The organism is Aeromonas caviae (assembly GCF_000819785.1).
GTDB lineage: Bacteria > Pseudomonadota > Gammaproteobacteria > Enterobacterales > Aeromonadaceae > Aeromonas > Aeromonas caviae.
In genome coordinates this window covers 1-15,950 of the sequence record NZ_CDBK01000107.1, presented here as the reverse complement: position 1 = coordinate 15,950, position 15,950 = coordinate 1, and the positions used below count along the sequence as shown (strand labels likewise).

Here is a 15,950-nt window from a genome sequence, read left to right as displayed (position 1 = left end):
GGGTGCCCAGAAGCGACGAGACGGTCTGCCAGGCCTGTCGTTTCCCCCGTCAGGGGCCCCCGTTCAAGGCATGCCAACCCTGTTCCCGTCCGCCGCCCGGGCCAACGCCGGCGGCAGAACGACGTTTCTTTAACCGTGCTTTACATGGAGCAATGAGCATGTTGTCAAAGCGTATTATCCCCTGTCTCGACGTCAAAGATGGCGTGGTGGTCAAGGGCGTGCAGTTTCGCAACCACGAGGTGATGGGCGGCATTGTCGACCTCGCCCGCCGCTACGCCGCCGAGGGCGCCGATGAGCTGGTCTTCTATGACATCACCGCCTCGAGCGACGAACGGGTAGTGGACAAGAGCTGGGTAAGCCGGGTGGCGGAAGTCATCGACATCCCCTTCTGCGTCGCCGGCGGCATCAAGAGCGTGGAGGATGCTCGCCAGATCCTGGAATTCGGTGCCGACAAGGTCTCCATCAACTCCCCCGCCCTGGCCGATCCCACCCTGATCACCCGGCTCGCCGAGCGCTTCGGCGTGCAGTGCGTGGTGGTGGGTATCGACTCCTACTTCGATGCCGCCCTCGGTCAATATCAGGTCAAACAGTTTACCGGCGACGAGAGCCGCACCCGCACCACCACCTGGACCACCCTGGAGTGGGTACAGGAAGTGCAGCGCCGGGGCGCGGGGGAGATAGTGCTCAACGTGATGAACCAGGACGGCATGCGTCAGGGGTACGACCTTGAGCAGCTCAAGCTGGTGCGCGCCGCGTGCAAGGTGCCCCTCATCGCCTCCGGCGGCGCCGGGGCCATGGCGCACTTTCGCGATGCCTTTACCCTGGCCGACGTGGACGGGGCGCTGGCCGCCTCCGTGTTCCACAAGGGCCTCATTCCCATTCCCGAATTGAAACGCTGGCTGAAAAACGAAGGAGTCGCCATCCGTGAATAATCAAGCAGTAGACAATGCATTGCCGCTGGCCGAGCGCCTGGACTGGGCCAAGTGTGAGGGCATGATCCCCGCCATCGTCCAGCATTCCCTCAGCGGCGAAGTGCTGATGCAGGGCTTCATGACCCGCGAGGCGCTGGAAAAGACCCAGACCACCGGCCAGGTCACCTTCTTCAGCCGCAGCAAGCAGCGCCTGTGGACCAAGGGCGAGAGCTCGGGCCATGTGCTCAAGCTCGTCGCCATCACCACCGACTGTGATCAGGACTCCCTGCTCATTGCCGCCGACCCGGTCGGCCCCACCTGCCATCTGGGCAACCCCTCCTGCTTCGACGGCCACCCCGTGCCGCCGCTCGGCTTCCTGGCCGAGCTCGAACAGATCCTGGCATCACGCAAAGGGGCCGATCCCGCCACCAGCTACACCGCCAGCCTCTATGGCAAAGGCACCAAGCGCATCGCCCAGAAGGTGGGTGAAGAGGGGGTGGAAGTGGCCCTGGCCGCCATGGCGAAAGACAGGGAAGAGCTCATCAACGAATCCGCTGACCTGCTCTACCACCTGACCGTCTTGCTGCAAAACGAAGGCTTGGGTTTGAAGGATGTGGTGCAGCGCCTGCATGAGCGCCACACCAAGTAATTATTGAATTCTGTTCAACAAAACGGGCCCTGTGGGCCCGTTTCATTTCATGATTGCCACCTCGCCGGGGGATGGCAGGCCCCGCGCCGCCCTCAGCCGATACGGGTCCAGAAGCTCATGTTGACCGAGTCATGGTCAAGCAGGGTCAGGTACTCCCCTGCCACGTCGTTGTGCAGCCACTGCTGGCAATAGGCTTCCACCAGCGACTGGCTGGGGGCCATCACCACGTCGGCATAGAGGCCGTCGGCGCCGCGCAGCAGGCAGTGCATGATGAGCCCGGATTGCTGGACAAGAAACTCGGACTCGACCCGCCGTGACAGGGCGAGCAAATCCGCCTCCGTCACCCCTTCCCTGAGCCTGAAGGTGGCAAATTCGACGCCCCCTGCCTGTTGCATGTCACCCTTGATGATCATCTCGTTTTCTCCGTTGTGGATGGTCTGGAAAACCCAGCATAACGAAGGGCTACTGACAGCCTTGTGTCAGTCCTGAATGACTTTTTCGGCGCCACTGCCCCCAGGGAGGAACGCGTCCGACTGGCGCAGGGCAAGATAATCGGCCAGAGTCGCGCCAGGTGGTGCCCCTTCTCCCGGTCGGCACGGCGCCAGGGTGTCGATGCGATCCACCCTGAAATCCCGGTAGGCCCGGCGCAGCGCACACCAGGCGCCGAGCGTCCAGCATCCGCCCCAGTAGAAGAGCCCGAGGGGAAAGAGCTGGCGTTCGGTCCTGCTGGCGCTGGCATCCCGGTAGCCAATGTGCAGCCAGTGACCGGCCGTGATGGCGTCGTGCAACCTGTCCCAGCGAGCGTATGCAGGGTGCGCCGTGGAATAGTCCGGCACCCGCACCACGGGGACGCGAGGTGCCCGAGCCTCCTTGGCGGGCAGGGCCGCCTCAATCTTGGCGAGCAGGGCGCGGGCCGGATCGGCCATCCCCTTGCCCGTCAGCACCGCCACCAGGTTCACCCCGGTGATGAGGGCCTCCAGCTCGGCCGCACTCAGTTGCAACGGGGCCATTTCGAACCCCTCGCTCAGCCGATAGCCCAGCCCGGCTTCCCCGTAAACCGGAATGCCCGCCAAAGAGAGATCGTCGATATAGCGGTAGATGGTGCGCTCCGACACACACAGGCGCGTCGCCAGCTCCCGGGCGGTCAGGGGTTGATGCGCCCGCAGCAGGTTGGTCAGTTGAAACAGTCGGTCCGATTTTCTCACAGGCATCCTCAGGCTCGCGGGACATGGCAGGCATGGTAAGCCGGGACGGGCTCAAAAGGCACGTCTTGTTGGCTGGCGACCGCTCCTGCTTCTTTGCATCGCGCAACACAAAACGGGCCCGCAGGCCCGTTGATGGCTCGGCGCCTTTGTCGTCACGCCAACTGCTTGCGCAGCATGAATTTCTGCACCTTGCCGGTGGAGGTCTTGGGCAGCGGGGTGAAGATGATGCGCTTGGGGGCCTTGAAGTGGGCCATCTGCTCGCGGCAGAACGCAATGAGCTCGGCCTGGGTGAGCTCGCGCCCCTCCTTGAGCTTGACGAAGGCGCAGGGCACCTCCCCCCAGGTCTCGTCCGGCATGGCGATCACCGCGGCTTCTTCCACATCGGGGTGGCGATAGAGCACGTCTTCCACCTCCAGGCTGGAGATGTTCTCCCCGCCGGAGATGATGATGTCCTTGGATCTGTCCTTGATCTCCACATAGCCGTCCGGGTGCCAGACCGCGAGATCCCCGCTTCGAAACCATCCCTGTGCCATCGCCTCCTCGCTCGCCGACGGGTTCTTGAGGTAGCCCTTCATGACGATGTTGCCCCGCAGCACTATCTCTCCCAGGGTCTTGCCATCCATGGGGACCGGCTCGCCGCTGACGGGGTTGATGACCCGCATCTCTCCTTGCAGGGGGGAGGCCACCCCCTGGCGCGCCTTGAGACGGGAGAGGGTGGTGGCATCCTGCCCCTGCCAGTGTCTTTGCGGCTCGCATACCACGCAGGGGCCATAGGTTTCGGTGAGGCCATAGACATGGGTCACGGCGATCCCCATCGCCTCCATGCCGGCGATCACGGTGGCGGGTGGCGCTGCCCCCGCCGTCATCGCCTTGACGGGGTGGTCGAGCCCCTGCTTGAGGACCGGATCGGCATTGTTGAGCATATTGAGCACGATGGGAGCGGCGCAGAAATGGCTCACCTTGTGCTCGCGCAGCGCCCCGTAGATGGCCGCCGCCTGCACGTGGCGCAAACAGACGCTCACCCCGGCGGTGGCCGCCAGGGTCCAGGGGAAGCACCAGCCGTTGCAGTGGAACATCGGCAGGGTCCAGAGGTAGACGGGGTGCTTGGGCAGCTCCCAGGAGAGGGCATTGTTGACCGCATTGAGGTGGGCGCCGCGATGGTGATAGACCACCCCCTTGGGGTTCCCCGTGGTGCCGGAGGTGTAGTTGAGGGAAATGGCCTGCCACTCGTCCGCCGGCAGCCAGCCGGGTTCGTCCCCGTCCCCCAGGGCGATGAACCCCTCGTAGTCGAGCTCGCCGACCAGCTCCCCTTCCCGGTAGAGGGGATCGTCGATGGCGATCACCAGGGGCTGGCTGTCAATGAGAGAGAGCGCCTTTCGCACCACGGCGCCGAACTCCCGGTCCACCAGCACCACCTTGCTCCGGGCGTGCTGGAAGATGAAGGCCATGGCGTCCGCATCGAGCCGGGTGTTGATGGTGTTGAGCACGGCGCCGCTCATGGGTACCCCGAAGTGCGCCTCGAACATGGCCGGCACATTGGGGGCGACGATGGAGACGGTGTCCCCCTCGCCAATGCCGCGACGGCGCAGGGCCGAGGCGAGCTGGCGGCAACGGCGTTCGGTCTGGGCCCAGCTCTGGCGCAGGGGCCCGTGGATCAGCGCCGGATAGTCGGGATAGACCCGGGCGGCCCGCCCCAGAAAGCTCAAGGGGGTCAGCGCCTCGAAATTGGCGGGCGTCTTGCCAAGGCCGGCGTCGTACATGTTCTGCTCTGTCATCGGATCCTTCCTCACAGGGACACAAAACGGGGTGGCTCTCGCGGTTCACCACGACCGGCATTGCGCCCTGATGCGGGGCCAGGATGCCGGCTGGAACCGGATGAAAGGGTATCAAGGGGGCCAGATCCCAGGTATTAGCGAAACGTCTTAGGGCCCTCGGCCCTGCTCTCCCTGTCGCCAATCGCCGACGCTATTTTTGCGCGGTCACTTTTTGCGCAGTCAGCCCCTGTCGCGATCCCGTGGCCCTTGCCTTGAGCCTGCGGCGCAAAATGCGAAGAATGATCCCAAGCCCTCAACGGGTATGAGTACAAGGAGAAGAGTGATGAACAAATCCATGTTGGCAGGTGTCGGGATCGGTGTAGCCTCTGCGCTGGCATTGTCGGCGGTCGCCAGCGGATCCCTGTTTTCATCAGAGCCCCAGTTTGCCGAGGTGCTGGCCAGCAAGCCGGTGACCGAGACCATCAAGACGCCGCGTCAGGAGTGCCGCAACGTCACCCTGACCCACCGCAAGCCGGTGCAGGACGAGCACAAGATCCTGGGTACCGTGGTTGGCGCGGCCCTGGGCGGCGTGGTCGGCCACCAGTTTGGCGGTGGCAGCGGCAAGAAGGTGGCCACCGCCGCCGGTGCCGTGGCAGGGGGTTATGCCGGGAATCAGGTGCAGGGCAACATGCAGGCGGGTGATACCTACACCACCACGGAGCAGCGCTGCAAGACGGTGCAGGAGAGCAGCACCCGCACCATCGGCTATGACGTCACCTACCGCCTCGCCGGCCAGGAAGGGGTGGTACGCATGGAGAAGCAACCCGGCCCCACCATTCCGGTCAAGGATGGCAAGCTGGTACTGAGCAACGCGCAGGGTTGATACTCCGTTAGGAGCGCCCTGCCATGAAGAAGGCCCACCATGACGGTGGGCCTTTTTCATCTTCGCAACCCAATTTGTCTGCAACAGGTCTTCCCAACAAAAGTGTTCTCAACAGAAAGGGGCCCGCAGGCCCCTTTCTTGTTGCTCAATCATCCTCAGTGGCGACCGAAGGACCACCAGGACTTGTCGTTGTCCAGAATGTCGACCCGGGTCTGCTGCAGGGTGCCGGGCTGGCCCCCTTCCACCCGATCGAGGCTCACCCTGAACTGCTCGGTGGGCTCCACAAACCAGTCATCGATGATCAGCACCTTGACCGACTTGCTGCCCCCCTCGCCCGCGGCCCAGCTCACTGTCTGCCCGAACCAGGGCAGGAAATCCAGTCCCCAGCGCGCCGTGACCCCGTCAAGGGCCACCCGGGCACGGGCCGGCTTGCTGAGATCGCCGCTGCGCACCAGGGGGATCTCGGCAAACCACTGCCCCTCGTTCACCGTGATACTGGCCTGAGCCAGCGAGATGGTGGACGGCGCCAGCTTGTCCTTGATGGTCACCAGGGTCTGGTGCTGATCCCCCAGGGTCGCGCCGCTCGCATCAAACAGCTCCAGGGTAAAGGTCTCGTCCCCCTCGTGCAGGGTGTCGCTCTTCACCGGAATGCTGATGGTCTGGGGCTCGCTCTGCCCGTCCGCCCAGTGCAGGGTGCCGGTGAGGGGCGCCACGTCGCTTGCGTCCGCGCTGCCATGGACGATGCGATAACTCACGCTCGCCTCCCCATGGCTGCCATCGCGGCGCGCCACGCTCAAGACCAGGGTGTTGCCCTCCTCCACGCTCGCAGCGGCGCTCTCGAGGCTCAATACCCCGGCGGGCGGCAGCGGATACTGGATGGCCACCAGCACGGGATCGTGATCCGAGGCGCTGAAAGGCCCTTCGGATTTCGCCAGCTGGCCGCTGTACTTGCTGCCGTACTCGAAGAAGTTGCTCTCGGCGGAGTTGATGTGCCAATCCTCGATGCCGATCACCTTGGCCGCGAGACTCGGGTTTGCCAGGGCGTGATCCAGGTTGCCGAGCTCCCCTTCATAGCTGTAGGAGTAGGTGTCGGTGCCGTGGAAGCGGGTGTTGAGGTTGACAAGGCCATACCCCTTGCCCAGGGCGCTGCCGCTCTCCTCGAAGGGCTGACCCGCCAGAGTGGTGAAGGAGGCGCTCATGATCTGGCGCGATTGGGCGGCCGGATCATAGTCGGTCAGCACCCGGATGGGATCCTCCATGCCGTAGGCGTTCATGTCGCCGATAAGCAGCAGATCCCCGGCCAAATCCTTGAGCTGTTCCCCCAGCACCTTGGCGGCAGAGACCCGCAGCGCGTTGCAGTGGCCCTGGCCATCCAGCGGATCGGCGCTGGCGTAGTCGGGGTAATCCTCGAAGCAGGCGGAGCCCTTGGACTTGAGGTGGTTGACCACCAGGGTCAGGGGCGCATCCCCCTTGGGCGAGCTGAAACGCTGCACCAGCGACTCGCGCATCCCCTGATTGATGGTCACCGGCTTGCCGCTGGCGTCCACCGCCTCGGCCTGCTGCACCGGCAGCGCGATAAGGCTGGCGGCCCCTTGCGGGCTCACGCTGGCGGGTCGGTAGATGAGACCCACCGTGATGGCGTCGGTGCCAATGGGCTTGCCATCCGGCGAGGCAATCCAGCGGTAGTGATCCGCCTCATCCGGCAGGGCCGCGTTCAAGGCCGCCACCAGGTTGGCAATGGCGGAGTTGTCGCCGTAGCCGTTGTTCTCGATCTCCATCAGCCCCACCACGTCGGCATTGAGGCGGGTGATGGCGCTGACGATCTTGGTGCGCTGCAGCTCGAATTCCGCCACCGTCAAGGCGCCCCGGTTGCTGCCGGTGGGGTTGGCATCCCCGCCCACCACCGTGGTGAAGAAGTTGAGCACGTTGAAGCTCGCGACCCGCAGATCCCCCGCCTCGGCAAGTTCGGGGGTTTCCACCCGATCCCAGCCGCTGTGATCAATCTGGCTAGCATCGATGCGGTTGCTGGCCACCAGCCTGAACAGGTTGTAGGAGTAACCAAGGGCCCCCTCCAGCCCGTTGAGCTTGTCGCCGATGCGCAGGTAACCGTCCTCGGCGTTGAAGCCGGGGAACCAGGGCAGCACACCGTCCGGCGCCTTGGCGTCGGTCTCCACCACCAGCTGGTTCTGCTGGTTGCGAAGGGCCCAGTCGCTCGCCTCCTGGCTCATGGCGGCAAATTTCTGGGTCGACTTGATGAGCGGCGCGCCATAAGAGAGCACCAGGTTGTTGCGCTTGCCGTCGTAATCAAAGCTGAAGTTGCGGGTCACCACCAGGCTGGAGCCGGGCACCAGCCGCACCTGCATCCCCTCGTGACGCTCCAGCAGCTGGCTCAGGCTCTCGCCCGCCACCGGCAGCAGATCCACCGCAGCCGGGATGGCCCCTTGCGGCCGGGTCACCACCAGCTCGTCTGCGTTGATCTGGGTCTGGTTGAAATACTCCTTCACCTTGCCAGACACACACACCTCGGCCCCCGGCACGACGGCAGCGTTGGCCTTGGTGGTGTAGACGAAGAGGCCGTCGGAGGTAGCCGCATCCCCGTCCCCCTGCTCGTCCTGAATGAAGAAGCCCTTGTAGAGGCCGCTCACTACCTGGGTCACCACGCCGCGGGTGGCGTAAGCCTGTTCCGATTCGAACTTGCCGGCCGGCACCAGCGGGCTGCTGCTGCCCGGGCCCTGAATGGCGGGCACGGGCACCAACTGATCCACCGGGCAGACGAAGGCGGGCGGCTGGGTGCCATCGCAGGGACCATCGCCACTGCAGCCCAGGCCACTGGCGTCATCTTTCGGGGCCGCCACGTATTCCTGCGCCGGATCGAAGGGGGCGATTGCATCGACCCGGCCGGTGGTGACGGTGGCCTTGCGGCGCAGGGTCATGTCCAGGGTCGAGACGTTGCCGGAGACCCAGGCCGTACCCGGATCCATCCCTACCTGGCCGAAGCTGTCGATTATCTCGCTGCCGCGATAGAGCACCAGGGCGTCGTCACCGTTGAACACCAGGTTGCCGCTGGTCTGGGTCGTCTTGGCCAGGATCTCGGCATTGGCAGAGGGGTTGGCCAGCACCAGACTGGCCCCAGGGGCGAGGGTGCCTTGCAGCGCCAGGCTGTTGGTGGGGGCATCGGTGATGGGTTTGCCGTTGGCGTAGAGGGCCAGCCGGTATTGGGAGAGATCGACGGGGTCCGAGCCGAGGTTGCTCAGCTCCAGCGCCTTGTTGTTGCCGGACCCTTCCAGGTATTCGGTGATGAGCAGTTGCGCCTGTGCCTGTCCAGCGAGGGCCAGCCCGACGGCCAGCGCCACCAGAGAGTGTCTTCCTGACATGGTCAGTTTCCTTTTTTATTTGCAGATCATGTTATTGGCGCCCCGCACAAGGCGGGCCGCAGCACCTTGGATGCAGCCATCAACGGGAGGCATGTCAGCCCCCGGCCGAAACTGCGCGCCCACTCTGCCCCGTCGGCGCCGGGGCCGCTGCGAGCTGGCTAACAATGACAACAAAATGTTGCGCCAAGGTGACGGGCAATACCCGAATGGGCAGTGTCTGCCATCGCTGCGCAGGAAGTTGTCGCCCCCCAGCCCCTGCTGGCGGCCTCTGTCAGGGAGCGACATCGGCGCCGGGGCAGACGGGGGAGCACTACGGCGGGCCTCTGCCCGGTACCATTTCGTGAGCAACCCCACTCACCCCACTCACAGACACTGGATCAAGGGCAAATCCATGGGTGCCATACCGGGCGCCACTCCCTTCGTGGCCCGAGAAGGCAGAAAACCGGGGGATGAGACTCTCTCCTGGTGCTCTTGTGGAACCGGTTCCAGTAATGACAGAAATAACAAGAGAGGGGATGACACAAACGTTTGTTGCTTTTGCGCTCGCGAATGGCAATAGTTCTCACTTTCTTTTTTGACCGTCTCTATTCTCGAGGTGCTACTAGATGTTTCGTCACCCCCTGGCAAAGTTGCTGCTGCTCGGCCAGCTCGTCCTGGTGAGCTGGATGGCGCAGGCCGCCCCCCCCGTTGAAGTGGAAGATGTGATGGGCCGCAAGGTCTCCCTCAGCCTTCCGGCAAACCGTATCGTGCTCGGTTTCTATCCCGAAGATTACCTGGCGGTGGCCGGTGAAGGCGGGGCCGAACGCCTGGTGGGCATGTCCCTGGGCTGGTTCATGAAGTCCCGTCCCGCCATCTGGTCGCTCTACGTGGCCAGCCAGCCACAACTGGCCAAGGTCCCCGACCTTGGCAACGTGCAGGATCAGAGTTTCTCCATCGAGAAGACCCTGGCGGTCAAGCCCGACCTGGTGATCCTGGCGAAGTGGCAATATGAGGCCCTGGCCGCCGACCTGCCACGCCTTGAGCAGGCAGGGATCCCGGTGGTGGTCATCGACTACAACGCCCAGACCCTGGCACAGCACATGGCGAGCACCCTGCTGCTTGGCAAGCTGACCGACCAGGAGGCCCGCGCCCGGAAGATGGCCGACGAGTACAAGGCCAAGATTGACACCATCACCTCCCGCATTGCCGCCGCGAAGCGCACGCCGCCCCGGGTCTACATCGAGCTGGGTGACAAGGGCCCGGCCGAGTACAGCTACACCTATGGCAAGGACATGTGGGGCGCCATGGCCCTGCTGGCCGGTGGCGACAACGTGGCCGCCCCCTTCGTCGATCGCTGGGGCCCCATCCACCCGGAACAACTGCTGGCGAGCAAGCCCGAGGTGATCCTGATGGCGGGCTACGAGAGCGTGAGCAGTGCTGTCGCCATGCAGGTGGGCCAGGATGTGTCGGCAGAGACCGTGCGCCAGCGTCTGCAAGGCTTTGCCGCCCGTCCGGGCTGGAGCGAGCTGCCTGCGGTGAAGCAGGGTCGCCTCTACGCGGTCTATCACGGCGCCACCCGCAGCATCATGGATGCCGCCCTCATCGAGTTCATGGCCAAGGCCCTCTATCCGGATCTCTTCCAGGATCTCGATCCCCTGGCCACCTATCAGGCGTTCTATCAGCACTACCTGCCCATCCGTCCCCAGGGCACCTTCATGCTGGGCATCAAGCAGGATGACGCAAGCTAACCCCGGCAATTCGGGTATGGCCCACCTCGGCCACGCCCTCTTCAGCAACCCTCTTGGATTGTGTGGGCGCCTCTTGCGGCGCCCGTTTCAGGATTGACATCATGAATGATTTGGCTGCCCTGCAGCAGACCCTCGCCCGGCAGCGGCAACGGGAGCGCCGTCGCTGGCACTGGCTCCTGCTGCTCGCCCTGGTCCTGTGCATTACCCTGGTGCTCGACATCGCCACCGGCCCCTCCCTGCTGGCCCTGCACGACGTGATCGATGCCCTGGTTTCCCCCGCCCAGGCCGATCCCATGACCCGCACCATCGTCCACGACATGCGCCTGCCCATCGCCCTCATGGCCCTGGTGGTCGGAGCCTCCCTCGGCCTTGGTGGCGTGCAGATGCAGACCCTGCTGGACAACCCCCTCGCCAGCCCCTATACCCTCGGGCTCGCGGCGGCGGCGGGCCTTGGCGCGGCGCTGGCCCTCTACACCGGCGGCCTCGGACTTCCTCCCCTGGTGGCCATCCCGGCCGGTGCCTTCATTGTGTGCATGTTTGCCGCCTGCCTGCTGTTTGGTCTGGCCATGATGCGCCATGTCAGCAGCCAGACCCTGATCCTGGCGGGCATCGCCCTGCTGTTCCTGTTCCAGTCCCTGCTCTCCCTGCTGCAGTTCCTCTCCTCCCCCGAGCTCAACCAGCAGATCCTGTTCTGGCTGTTTGGCAGCCTGATGCGCACCACCTGGGACTCCCTGATCATCACCGCCGTCGTCACCCTGATCTGCACCCTGCTCATCTACCGGGATGCCTGGGCCCTCACCAGCCTGCGCCTCGGGGAAGCCCGCGCCCGCAGCCTCGGGGTCAACGTCGACAGACTGCGCATGAAGACCCTGGTGCTGGTCGCCCTGCTCACCGCCACCGCCACCAGCTTCGTCGGCGTGATCGGCTTCGTCGGCCTGGTGGCCCCCCATATCGCCCGCATGCTGGTGGGGGAAGATCAGCGCTTTTTGATCCCCCTCTCCGCCCTGTGCGGCGCCTGCATGCTCTCGGCGGCCTCGGTGCTCTCCAAGTCCATCATTCCGGGGGCCCTCTTCCCCATCGGCATCGTCACCGCGCTCATTGGCGTGCCCTTCTTCATCTGGTTGATCCTCGGCAGGGGGCGTAAACGTGCTTGAAATATCCCGACTCTCCCTCTCCCTCGGCCAGCAGACCTTGCTGCGGGATCTCAGCCTCACCCTGCATCCGGGTCAGGTCCATGTGATCATCGGCCCGAACGGGACCGGCAAGACCTCCTTGATGCGCACCCTCTTTGGTGAACTGACCCCGGACAGTGGCGACATTCGCCTCGGGGACCAGAGTGCCCGCCAGATGACGCAGGCCAGGTGGCGCCAGCAGTTTGGCTACATGCCCCAGAACATCCAGCTGGAGCTGGATCTCAGCGTCATCGAGGTGGTGGTGCTGGGGCGCCTCGACAGCCTCTCCATGCGCCTCGCGGACGAGGACATCCTGGCTGCCGGCCGGGCCCTGCAGGCGCTCGGCATCGCCCATCTGGCGGATCGCCCCCTCTACTCCCTGAGCGGCGGCCAGCGGCAGATGGTGCTCTTCGCCCAGGTGCTGCTGCGCGACCCCCGCATCATGATGCTGGACGAGCCGGTCAGCGCCCTGGACCTGCACCACCAGATGCAACTGATGGAGCACCTGTGCCAGCAGACCCGGGAGCAGCAGTGGATCACCCTGGTGGTGCTGCACGATCTCAACCTGGCCGCCCAGTTTGCCGATCAGCTGATCGTGCTGGCAGGGGGAGATCTGCAGGCCTTCGGCCCCCCCGCCCGGGTGCTCGACGCGGCCCTCATCGAGCGCCTCTACCAGGTGCCGGTGGAGATAAGCCACGATCAGCACGGCATCCCCTTCCTCAGAACCCTGCGAAAGACATCATGACACAGTACTGCGCCACCCCGGCGACCACCGCCCCACGCGCTGGCGGGAGGCGATCATGAACGGCGCCTCCTACTGGCGGGACTGGCAGGGCATGAGCCCGGCCGCCCGCCTGCTCATCACCAATGGGCTCGCCTTCAACCTCGGCTTTTACATGATGATGCCCTTCCTCGCCCAGCACATGGGCAGCGGGCTCGGCCTGGCCGGCTGGGCCTGCGGCCTCGTCATGGGGATGCGGGTCTTCAGCCAGCAGGGGCTCTTCCTGCTGGGCGGTACCCTTGGAGATCGCATCGGCTACCATCCCGCCATCGTCTGGGGCTGCCTGGTACGATCCTTGGGCTTCGTGCTGCTGGGCTGGGCCGAGTCCCTGCCCATCCTGCTGCTGGCCGCCGCCCTCACCGGCTTTGCGGGGGCCCTGTTTACCCCCTGCGCCCAGGCCTACCTTGCCAGCGAATGCCACAACCCGAGCCAGCGTCAGCGCGCCTTCGCCCTGCACAATCTGGCCAGCGAGGCGGGCATGCTGCTCGGCCCCCTGGTCGGCCTCACCTTGACCCAGCAGAGCTATACCCTGACGGGGATCCTGGCGGCGAGCCTCTTCGCCCTGCTCGGAGTGCTGCAATACCGGGTGCTGCCCAAACGCCCGGTGAGCAACCAGAGCCCCCGTGGCGCCATCTTGCGCCAATGGGGGGAGATAGTGCGCCAGCGCCCCTTCATGGGGTTCACCCTGCTGGCAGGCAGCTACCAGATCCTGTTCCACCAGCTCTATCTCGCCCTCCCCGCCCATATCCAGAGCCTGCCGGACGCCACCCACCTGCTCGGCGGCGTCTTCACCCTCTCGGCGGTGATCGGTGTCGTGCTCCAGCTGCCGGCGTCGCGCCTGGTGGAGCGCCGCCTGGGGGTGCCGCTCGCCATGGGACTGGGGATAGGCATGATGGGCTTGAGCTACCTGGCCCTGCCCCTGCTGGCACCCTGGCCGACGGCAGGCGTGTTGACGCAGGTGGCCCTGCTTTCCTTGGGCTCCATCCTCTGCTTCCCACTCTTCGCCGCCCAGCTGCCCCGCTACGCTCCCCCTGAGCAGCTCGGCAGCTACTACGGCTTCTATGCCAGCGCTGGGGGCTGCATGGCGCTCTTTGGCAACCTGCTCATCGGCTTTATGCTGGGGGATGCGGGCAGCCGCCCCGCCACCGCCATCTGGTGGCTGCTGGCCATCGCCGGCCTGCTGGCGGGGTTTGGTCTCTATACCCAACTGCGCAAGGATGGCCAGGTTCAGCCTGCTCCCCATCAATAAACAGGGCGGCCAAGGCCGCCCTGTTTTATTCCCTTTTCTCCCCCTTCCACTCTCTGCCTTATCCGGCTAAACCGGCTTCAAGACCTTGTCAGATACGCGAGCAAGCTCGGCTGTACTCGATAAGCAAAACAACATCGGACATGCGCGATAGCGATAAAAAGGACGCCATCAGGCGTCCTTGAAAACAAAATCGGGTTAACTCCCCAGATGCAGTGCCAACCACACCGCAAGGGGGATCACCACCACAGAGAGCGCATTGCCGCCGAGCACGATGCTGGCCACCTTGTCGGGCTGGCACTGGTACTGCTCACTGAGGATATAATTGAGCACCGCCGGGGGCAGCGCCACCGACAGCATCAGGAGTGGTATCCAGTCAGGTTCGAGGGGCAGCAGCCAGACGGCGAGCCCCAGGGAGAGGCCCCCCGCCAGCAGGTAGAGCAGGTTGCACTTGATGGCCAGCCCCAGATGATCCAGCTCCCCTTCCATCAGCCGGATGCCTAAGGCAAACAGCATCAGGGGCACCGCTATCTGGCCGAGCAGGGCGGCGCTGGTCACCAGGTATTCCGGCAGCGGGATATGCAGGTTGGCCACCAGCAGCCCGGCGAAGGCGGCCCAGAGCACGGGGCTTCTCAGCCAGAGCCAGCGGGAGCTGCTGGCCGAGAGGATGAACATGCCCACCGAGAAGTGGAGCAGGTTGGAGAGCACAAAGAGGATGACGATGGCGCCGAGCTGCTGCTCGCCAAAGGCGAGCACCATCAGCGGAATGCCGAGGTTGCCGGTGTTGCGAAACATGGCGGGCAGGATCAGCGCGGCCCGCTCTATCTCCTTGAGTTTGAGCAGGGAGAGCAGCAAGCCGGGCAGCAGGATCACCAGGGCACCGGCCCCCACAAGGGGCAAGTGCGCCGCCAGATCCACGGGGTATTTCACCAGGGCCGAGAAGACCAGCGCCGGGGTAAAGAGCTCGATATTGGCCCGGTTGACATAACCCAGGGCCCCGCCCGGCCGCAGCCGTCCATAGAGGGCGCCAAGGCCCACCACCGCAAACACGGGAATGACGATATTGAGCAGGGCGCTGAACATGGGTATCCCGTTTACAGTTCGCGGGCCGGGCGTCCCATCAGCACCACGGGGTCCAGCGTCACCTCCTGGCTGCCGTTGCTGACCCAGAGCTGGCCGTCGGAGATGGTACAGGTGAGCTGCATGGTGCGCTCCACCATGGCCGCCAGGGGCAGGGTCTGGCTGTCGGAGAGTTCGATGACGCTCAGGTTGTCGTGCAGACCGAGCTTGCCCTGGTTCTGCTTCCACCAGACGCTGGTGCCACGGCCGCCATAGAGGTAGAGCACCACCTGGCGAGAGCGGTTGCATGCCTTCTTGAGGCGGCGCTCGTCCGGCTGACCCAGCTCAATCCAGAGTTCAATCTCGTCGGAGTAGTTCTTGCACCAGAGCTCGGGCTCGTCGTCGGCTGAGAGCCCCTTGGTGAACTCCAGCCGCTCGGCGGCATGCCAGGCGAAGGCCGCTAGGCGGATCATCATGCGCTCGTCGGTCTCGGAGGGGTGACGGGCCAGGGTGAGGGAGAAGTCCTGATAGAGATTGCGATCCATGTCAGACAAGCTGATCTGGGCCTTGAAGATGGTTGCCTTGAGCGCCATAGAAGTCGTGAATACCTGATAAAAGAGAAGGGGGCGGACATGCCGGGCGTCAGTGTAATCAAAATGGCCGCCGGGTTCGACCGTCTTGCGCTCCCTTTACCCCATCAGGGGCGGGCAAGTGCTTCAGAAGACACAAAAAACAAATGCCAGTCGTGAGACTGGCATTTGGCGGCATGAACGAGAGTGACTCACTTCTCGGCGGACTTGACCCCGAAGGCATTGAGCAGCAGGCAGCAGGTCACTGCCACTGCCACGAACCCGCTCAGGAAGATAAAGGGCATGGCCCCATACCCCAATACAGTCCAGATGGTGTGTTCAAGCAGACTCATAGTGTGTCCTTCATCCAGTGAAATGGGTGTCCCTTTCGTGACGGGGTCGCCCCCGTTCCTGATGAGACTATTTGACCTCAACCCGCGCCTGAGTCCTATGCCACCAAAGTAATAAATGGGGCACCAGTTTGCGCCAGATCAAGGTTTTACCCGTTTTTCTTCGCGTCCCCGCCCCAAACCGGAAAGGTATGCCCAACAAAAAGCGAGGCGACCTTGGGGTCGCCTCGCTCGATGTATGCCGTCGAGAGCCATCCGTAGAAGGTCTGC

14 protein-coding genes are annotated in these 15,950 nt (G+C 64.4%); 7 read left to right on the top strand and 7 right to left on the bottom strand.

Going from position 1 to position 15,950, the window contains the following annotated elements; translation table 11 throughout:
* Positions 1 to 158: 158 nt before the first annotated feature.
* Both hisF and hisIE read left to right on the top strand, forming a co-directional pair.
* Positions 159 to 932 carry an imidazole glycerol phosphate synthase subunit HisF gene (gene hisF, locus BN1120_RS19255; protein WP_042017601.1) on the top strand — a complete coding sequence of 258 codons (774 nt, stop codon included), beginning with the start codon at positions 159 to 161 and terminating at the stop codon, positions 930 to 932.
* Entirely contained in the window at positions 925 to 1,560 is a 636-nt protein-coding gene (gene hisIE / locus BN1120_RS19250; protein ID WP_029314506.1) for a bifunctional phosphoribosyl-AMP cyclohydrolase/phosphoribosyl-ATP diphosphatase HisIE, read from the top strand. Before hisF ends, hisIE begins: the two co-directional genes overlap by 8 nt.
* A 92-nt stretch (positions 1,561 to 1,652) precedes the next feature.
* Here the strand turns inward: hisIE and BN1120_RS19245 are convergent, their stop codons facing one another.
* From BN1120_RS19245 to BN1120_RS19235, 3 genes are all read right to left on the bottom strand, one after another.
* Positions 1,653 to 1,973, bottom strand: a complete 321-nt coding sequence (locus BN1120_RS19245) for a hypothetical protein (RefSeq protein WP_039039125.1) — start codon at positions 1,971 to 1,973, stop codon at positions 1,653 to 1,655.
* Between the two features lie 66 nt (positions 1,974 to 2,039).
* Positions 2,040 to 2,738 carry a helix-turn-helix transcriptional regulator gene (locus tag BN1120_RS19240; protein ID WP_197713288.1) on the bottom strand — a complete coding sequence of 233 codons (699 nt, stop codon included), beginning with the start codon at positions 2,736 to 2,738 and terminating at the stop codon, positions 2,040 to 2,042.
* Positions 2,739 to 2,917: 179 nt separating this feature from the next.
* On the bottom strand, positions 2,918 to 4,540 hold the full coding sequence (locus BN1120_RS19235) for an acyl-CoA synthetase (RefSeq protein WP_042017599.1): 1,623 nt from the start codon (positions 4,538 to 4,540) through the stop codon (positions 2,918 to 2,920).
* A gap of 322 nt (positions 4,541 to 4,862) precedes the next feature.
* On the opposite strand from BN1120_RS19235, the gene BN1120_RS19230 reads away from it, so the two are divergent.
* On the top strand, positions 4,863 to 5,402 hold the full coding sequence (locus BN1120_RS19230) for a glycine zipper 2TM domain-containing protein (protein WP_010674678.1): 540 nt from the start codon (positions 4,863 to 4,865) through the stop codon (positions 5,400 to 5,402).
* Between the two features lie 155 nt (positions 5,403 to 5,557).
* Here the strand turns inward: BN1120_RS19230 and BN1120_RS19225 are convergent, their stop codons facing one another.
* Positions 5,558 to 8,776 (bottom strand): ExeM/NucH family extracellular endonuclease, encoded by a 3,219-nt coding sequence (locus tag BN1120_RS19225; RefSeq protein ID WP_042017598.1) that lies wholly within the window; start codon positions 8,774 to 8,776, stop codon positions 5,558 to 5,560.
* A gap of 605 nt (positions 8,777 to 9,381) precedes the next feature.
* Here BN1120_RS19225 and BN1120_RS19220 point away from each other — a divergent pair.
* The 4 genes from BN1120_RS19220 to BN1120_RS19205 all read left to right on the top strand — a co-directional run bounded on the left by BN1120_RS19220 (position 9,382) and on the right by BN1120_RS19205 (position 13,705).
* Positions 9,382 to 10,503, top strand: a complete 1,122-nt coding sequence (locus tag BN1120_RS19220) for an ABC transporter substrate-binding protein (RefSeq protein ID WP_042017597.1) — start codon at positions 9,382 to 9,384, stop codon at positions 10,501 to 10,503.
* A gap of 101 nt (positions 10,504 to 10,604) precedes the next feature.
* A complete protein-coding gene (locus BN1120_RS19215) occupies positions 10,605 to 11,657 on the top strand; it encodes a FecCD family ABC transporter permease (protein ID WP_010674675.1) in 1,053 nt (350 codons plus the stop codon).
* A complete protein-coding gene (locus BN1120_RS19210) occupies positions 11,650 to 12,420 on the top strand; it encodes an ABC transporter ATP-binding protein (protein WP_010674674.1) in 771 nt (256 codons plus the stop codon). The genes BN1120_RS19215 and BN1120_RS19210 overlap by 8 nt, the downstream gene beginning before the upstream one ends.
* 55 nt (positions 12,421 to 12,475) lie before the next feature.
* On the top strand, positions 12,476 to 13,705 hold the full coding sequence (locus BN1120_RS19205; RefSeq protein WP_042017595.1) for an MFS transporter: 1,230 nt from the start codon (positions 12,476 to 12,478) through the stop codon (positions 13,703 to 13,705).
* 195 nt (positions 13,706 to 13,900) lie between these two features.
* On the opposite strand, the gene BN1120_RS19200 is transcribed toward BN1120_RS19205, so the two are convergent.
* From BN1120_RS19200 to BN1120_RS21100, 3 genes are all read right to left on the bottom strand, one after another.
* Entirely contained in the window at positions 13,901 to 14,785 is an 885-nt protein-coding gene (locus BN1120_RS19200; RefSeq protein WP_042017592.1) for an AEC family transporter, read from the bottom strand.
* Between the two features lie 11 nt (positions 14,786 to 14,796).
* Complete coding sequence (locus BN1120_RS19195; RefSeq protein ID WP_010674671.1) at positions 14,797 to 15,354, bottom strand: YaeQ family protein; 558 nt, start codon at positions 15,352 to 15,354, stop codon at positions 14,797 to 14,799.
* Between the two features lie 188 nt (positions 15,355 to 15,542).
* Positions 15,543 to 15,683 (bottom strand): TIGR02808 family protein, encoded by a 141-nt coding sequence (locus BN1120_RS21100; protein WP_010674670.1) that lies wholly within the window; start codon positions 15,681 to 15,683, stop codon positions 15,543 to 15,545.
* Between the last annotated feature and the right edge of the window lie 267 nt (positions 15,684 to 15,950).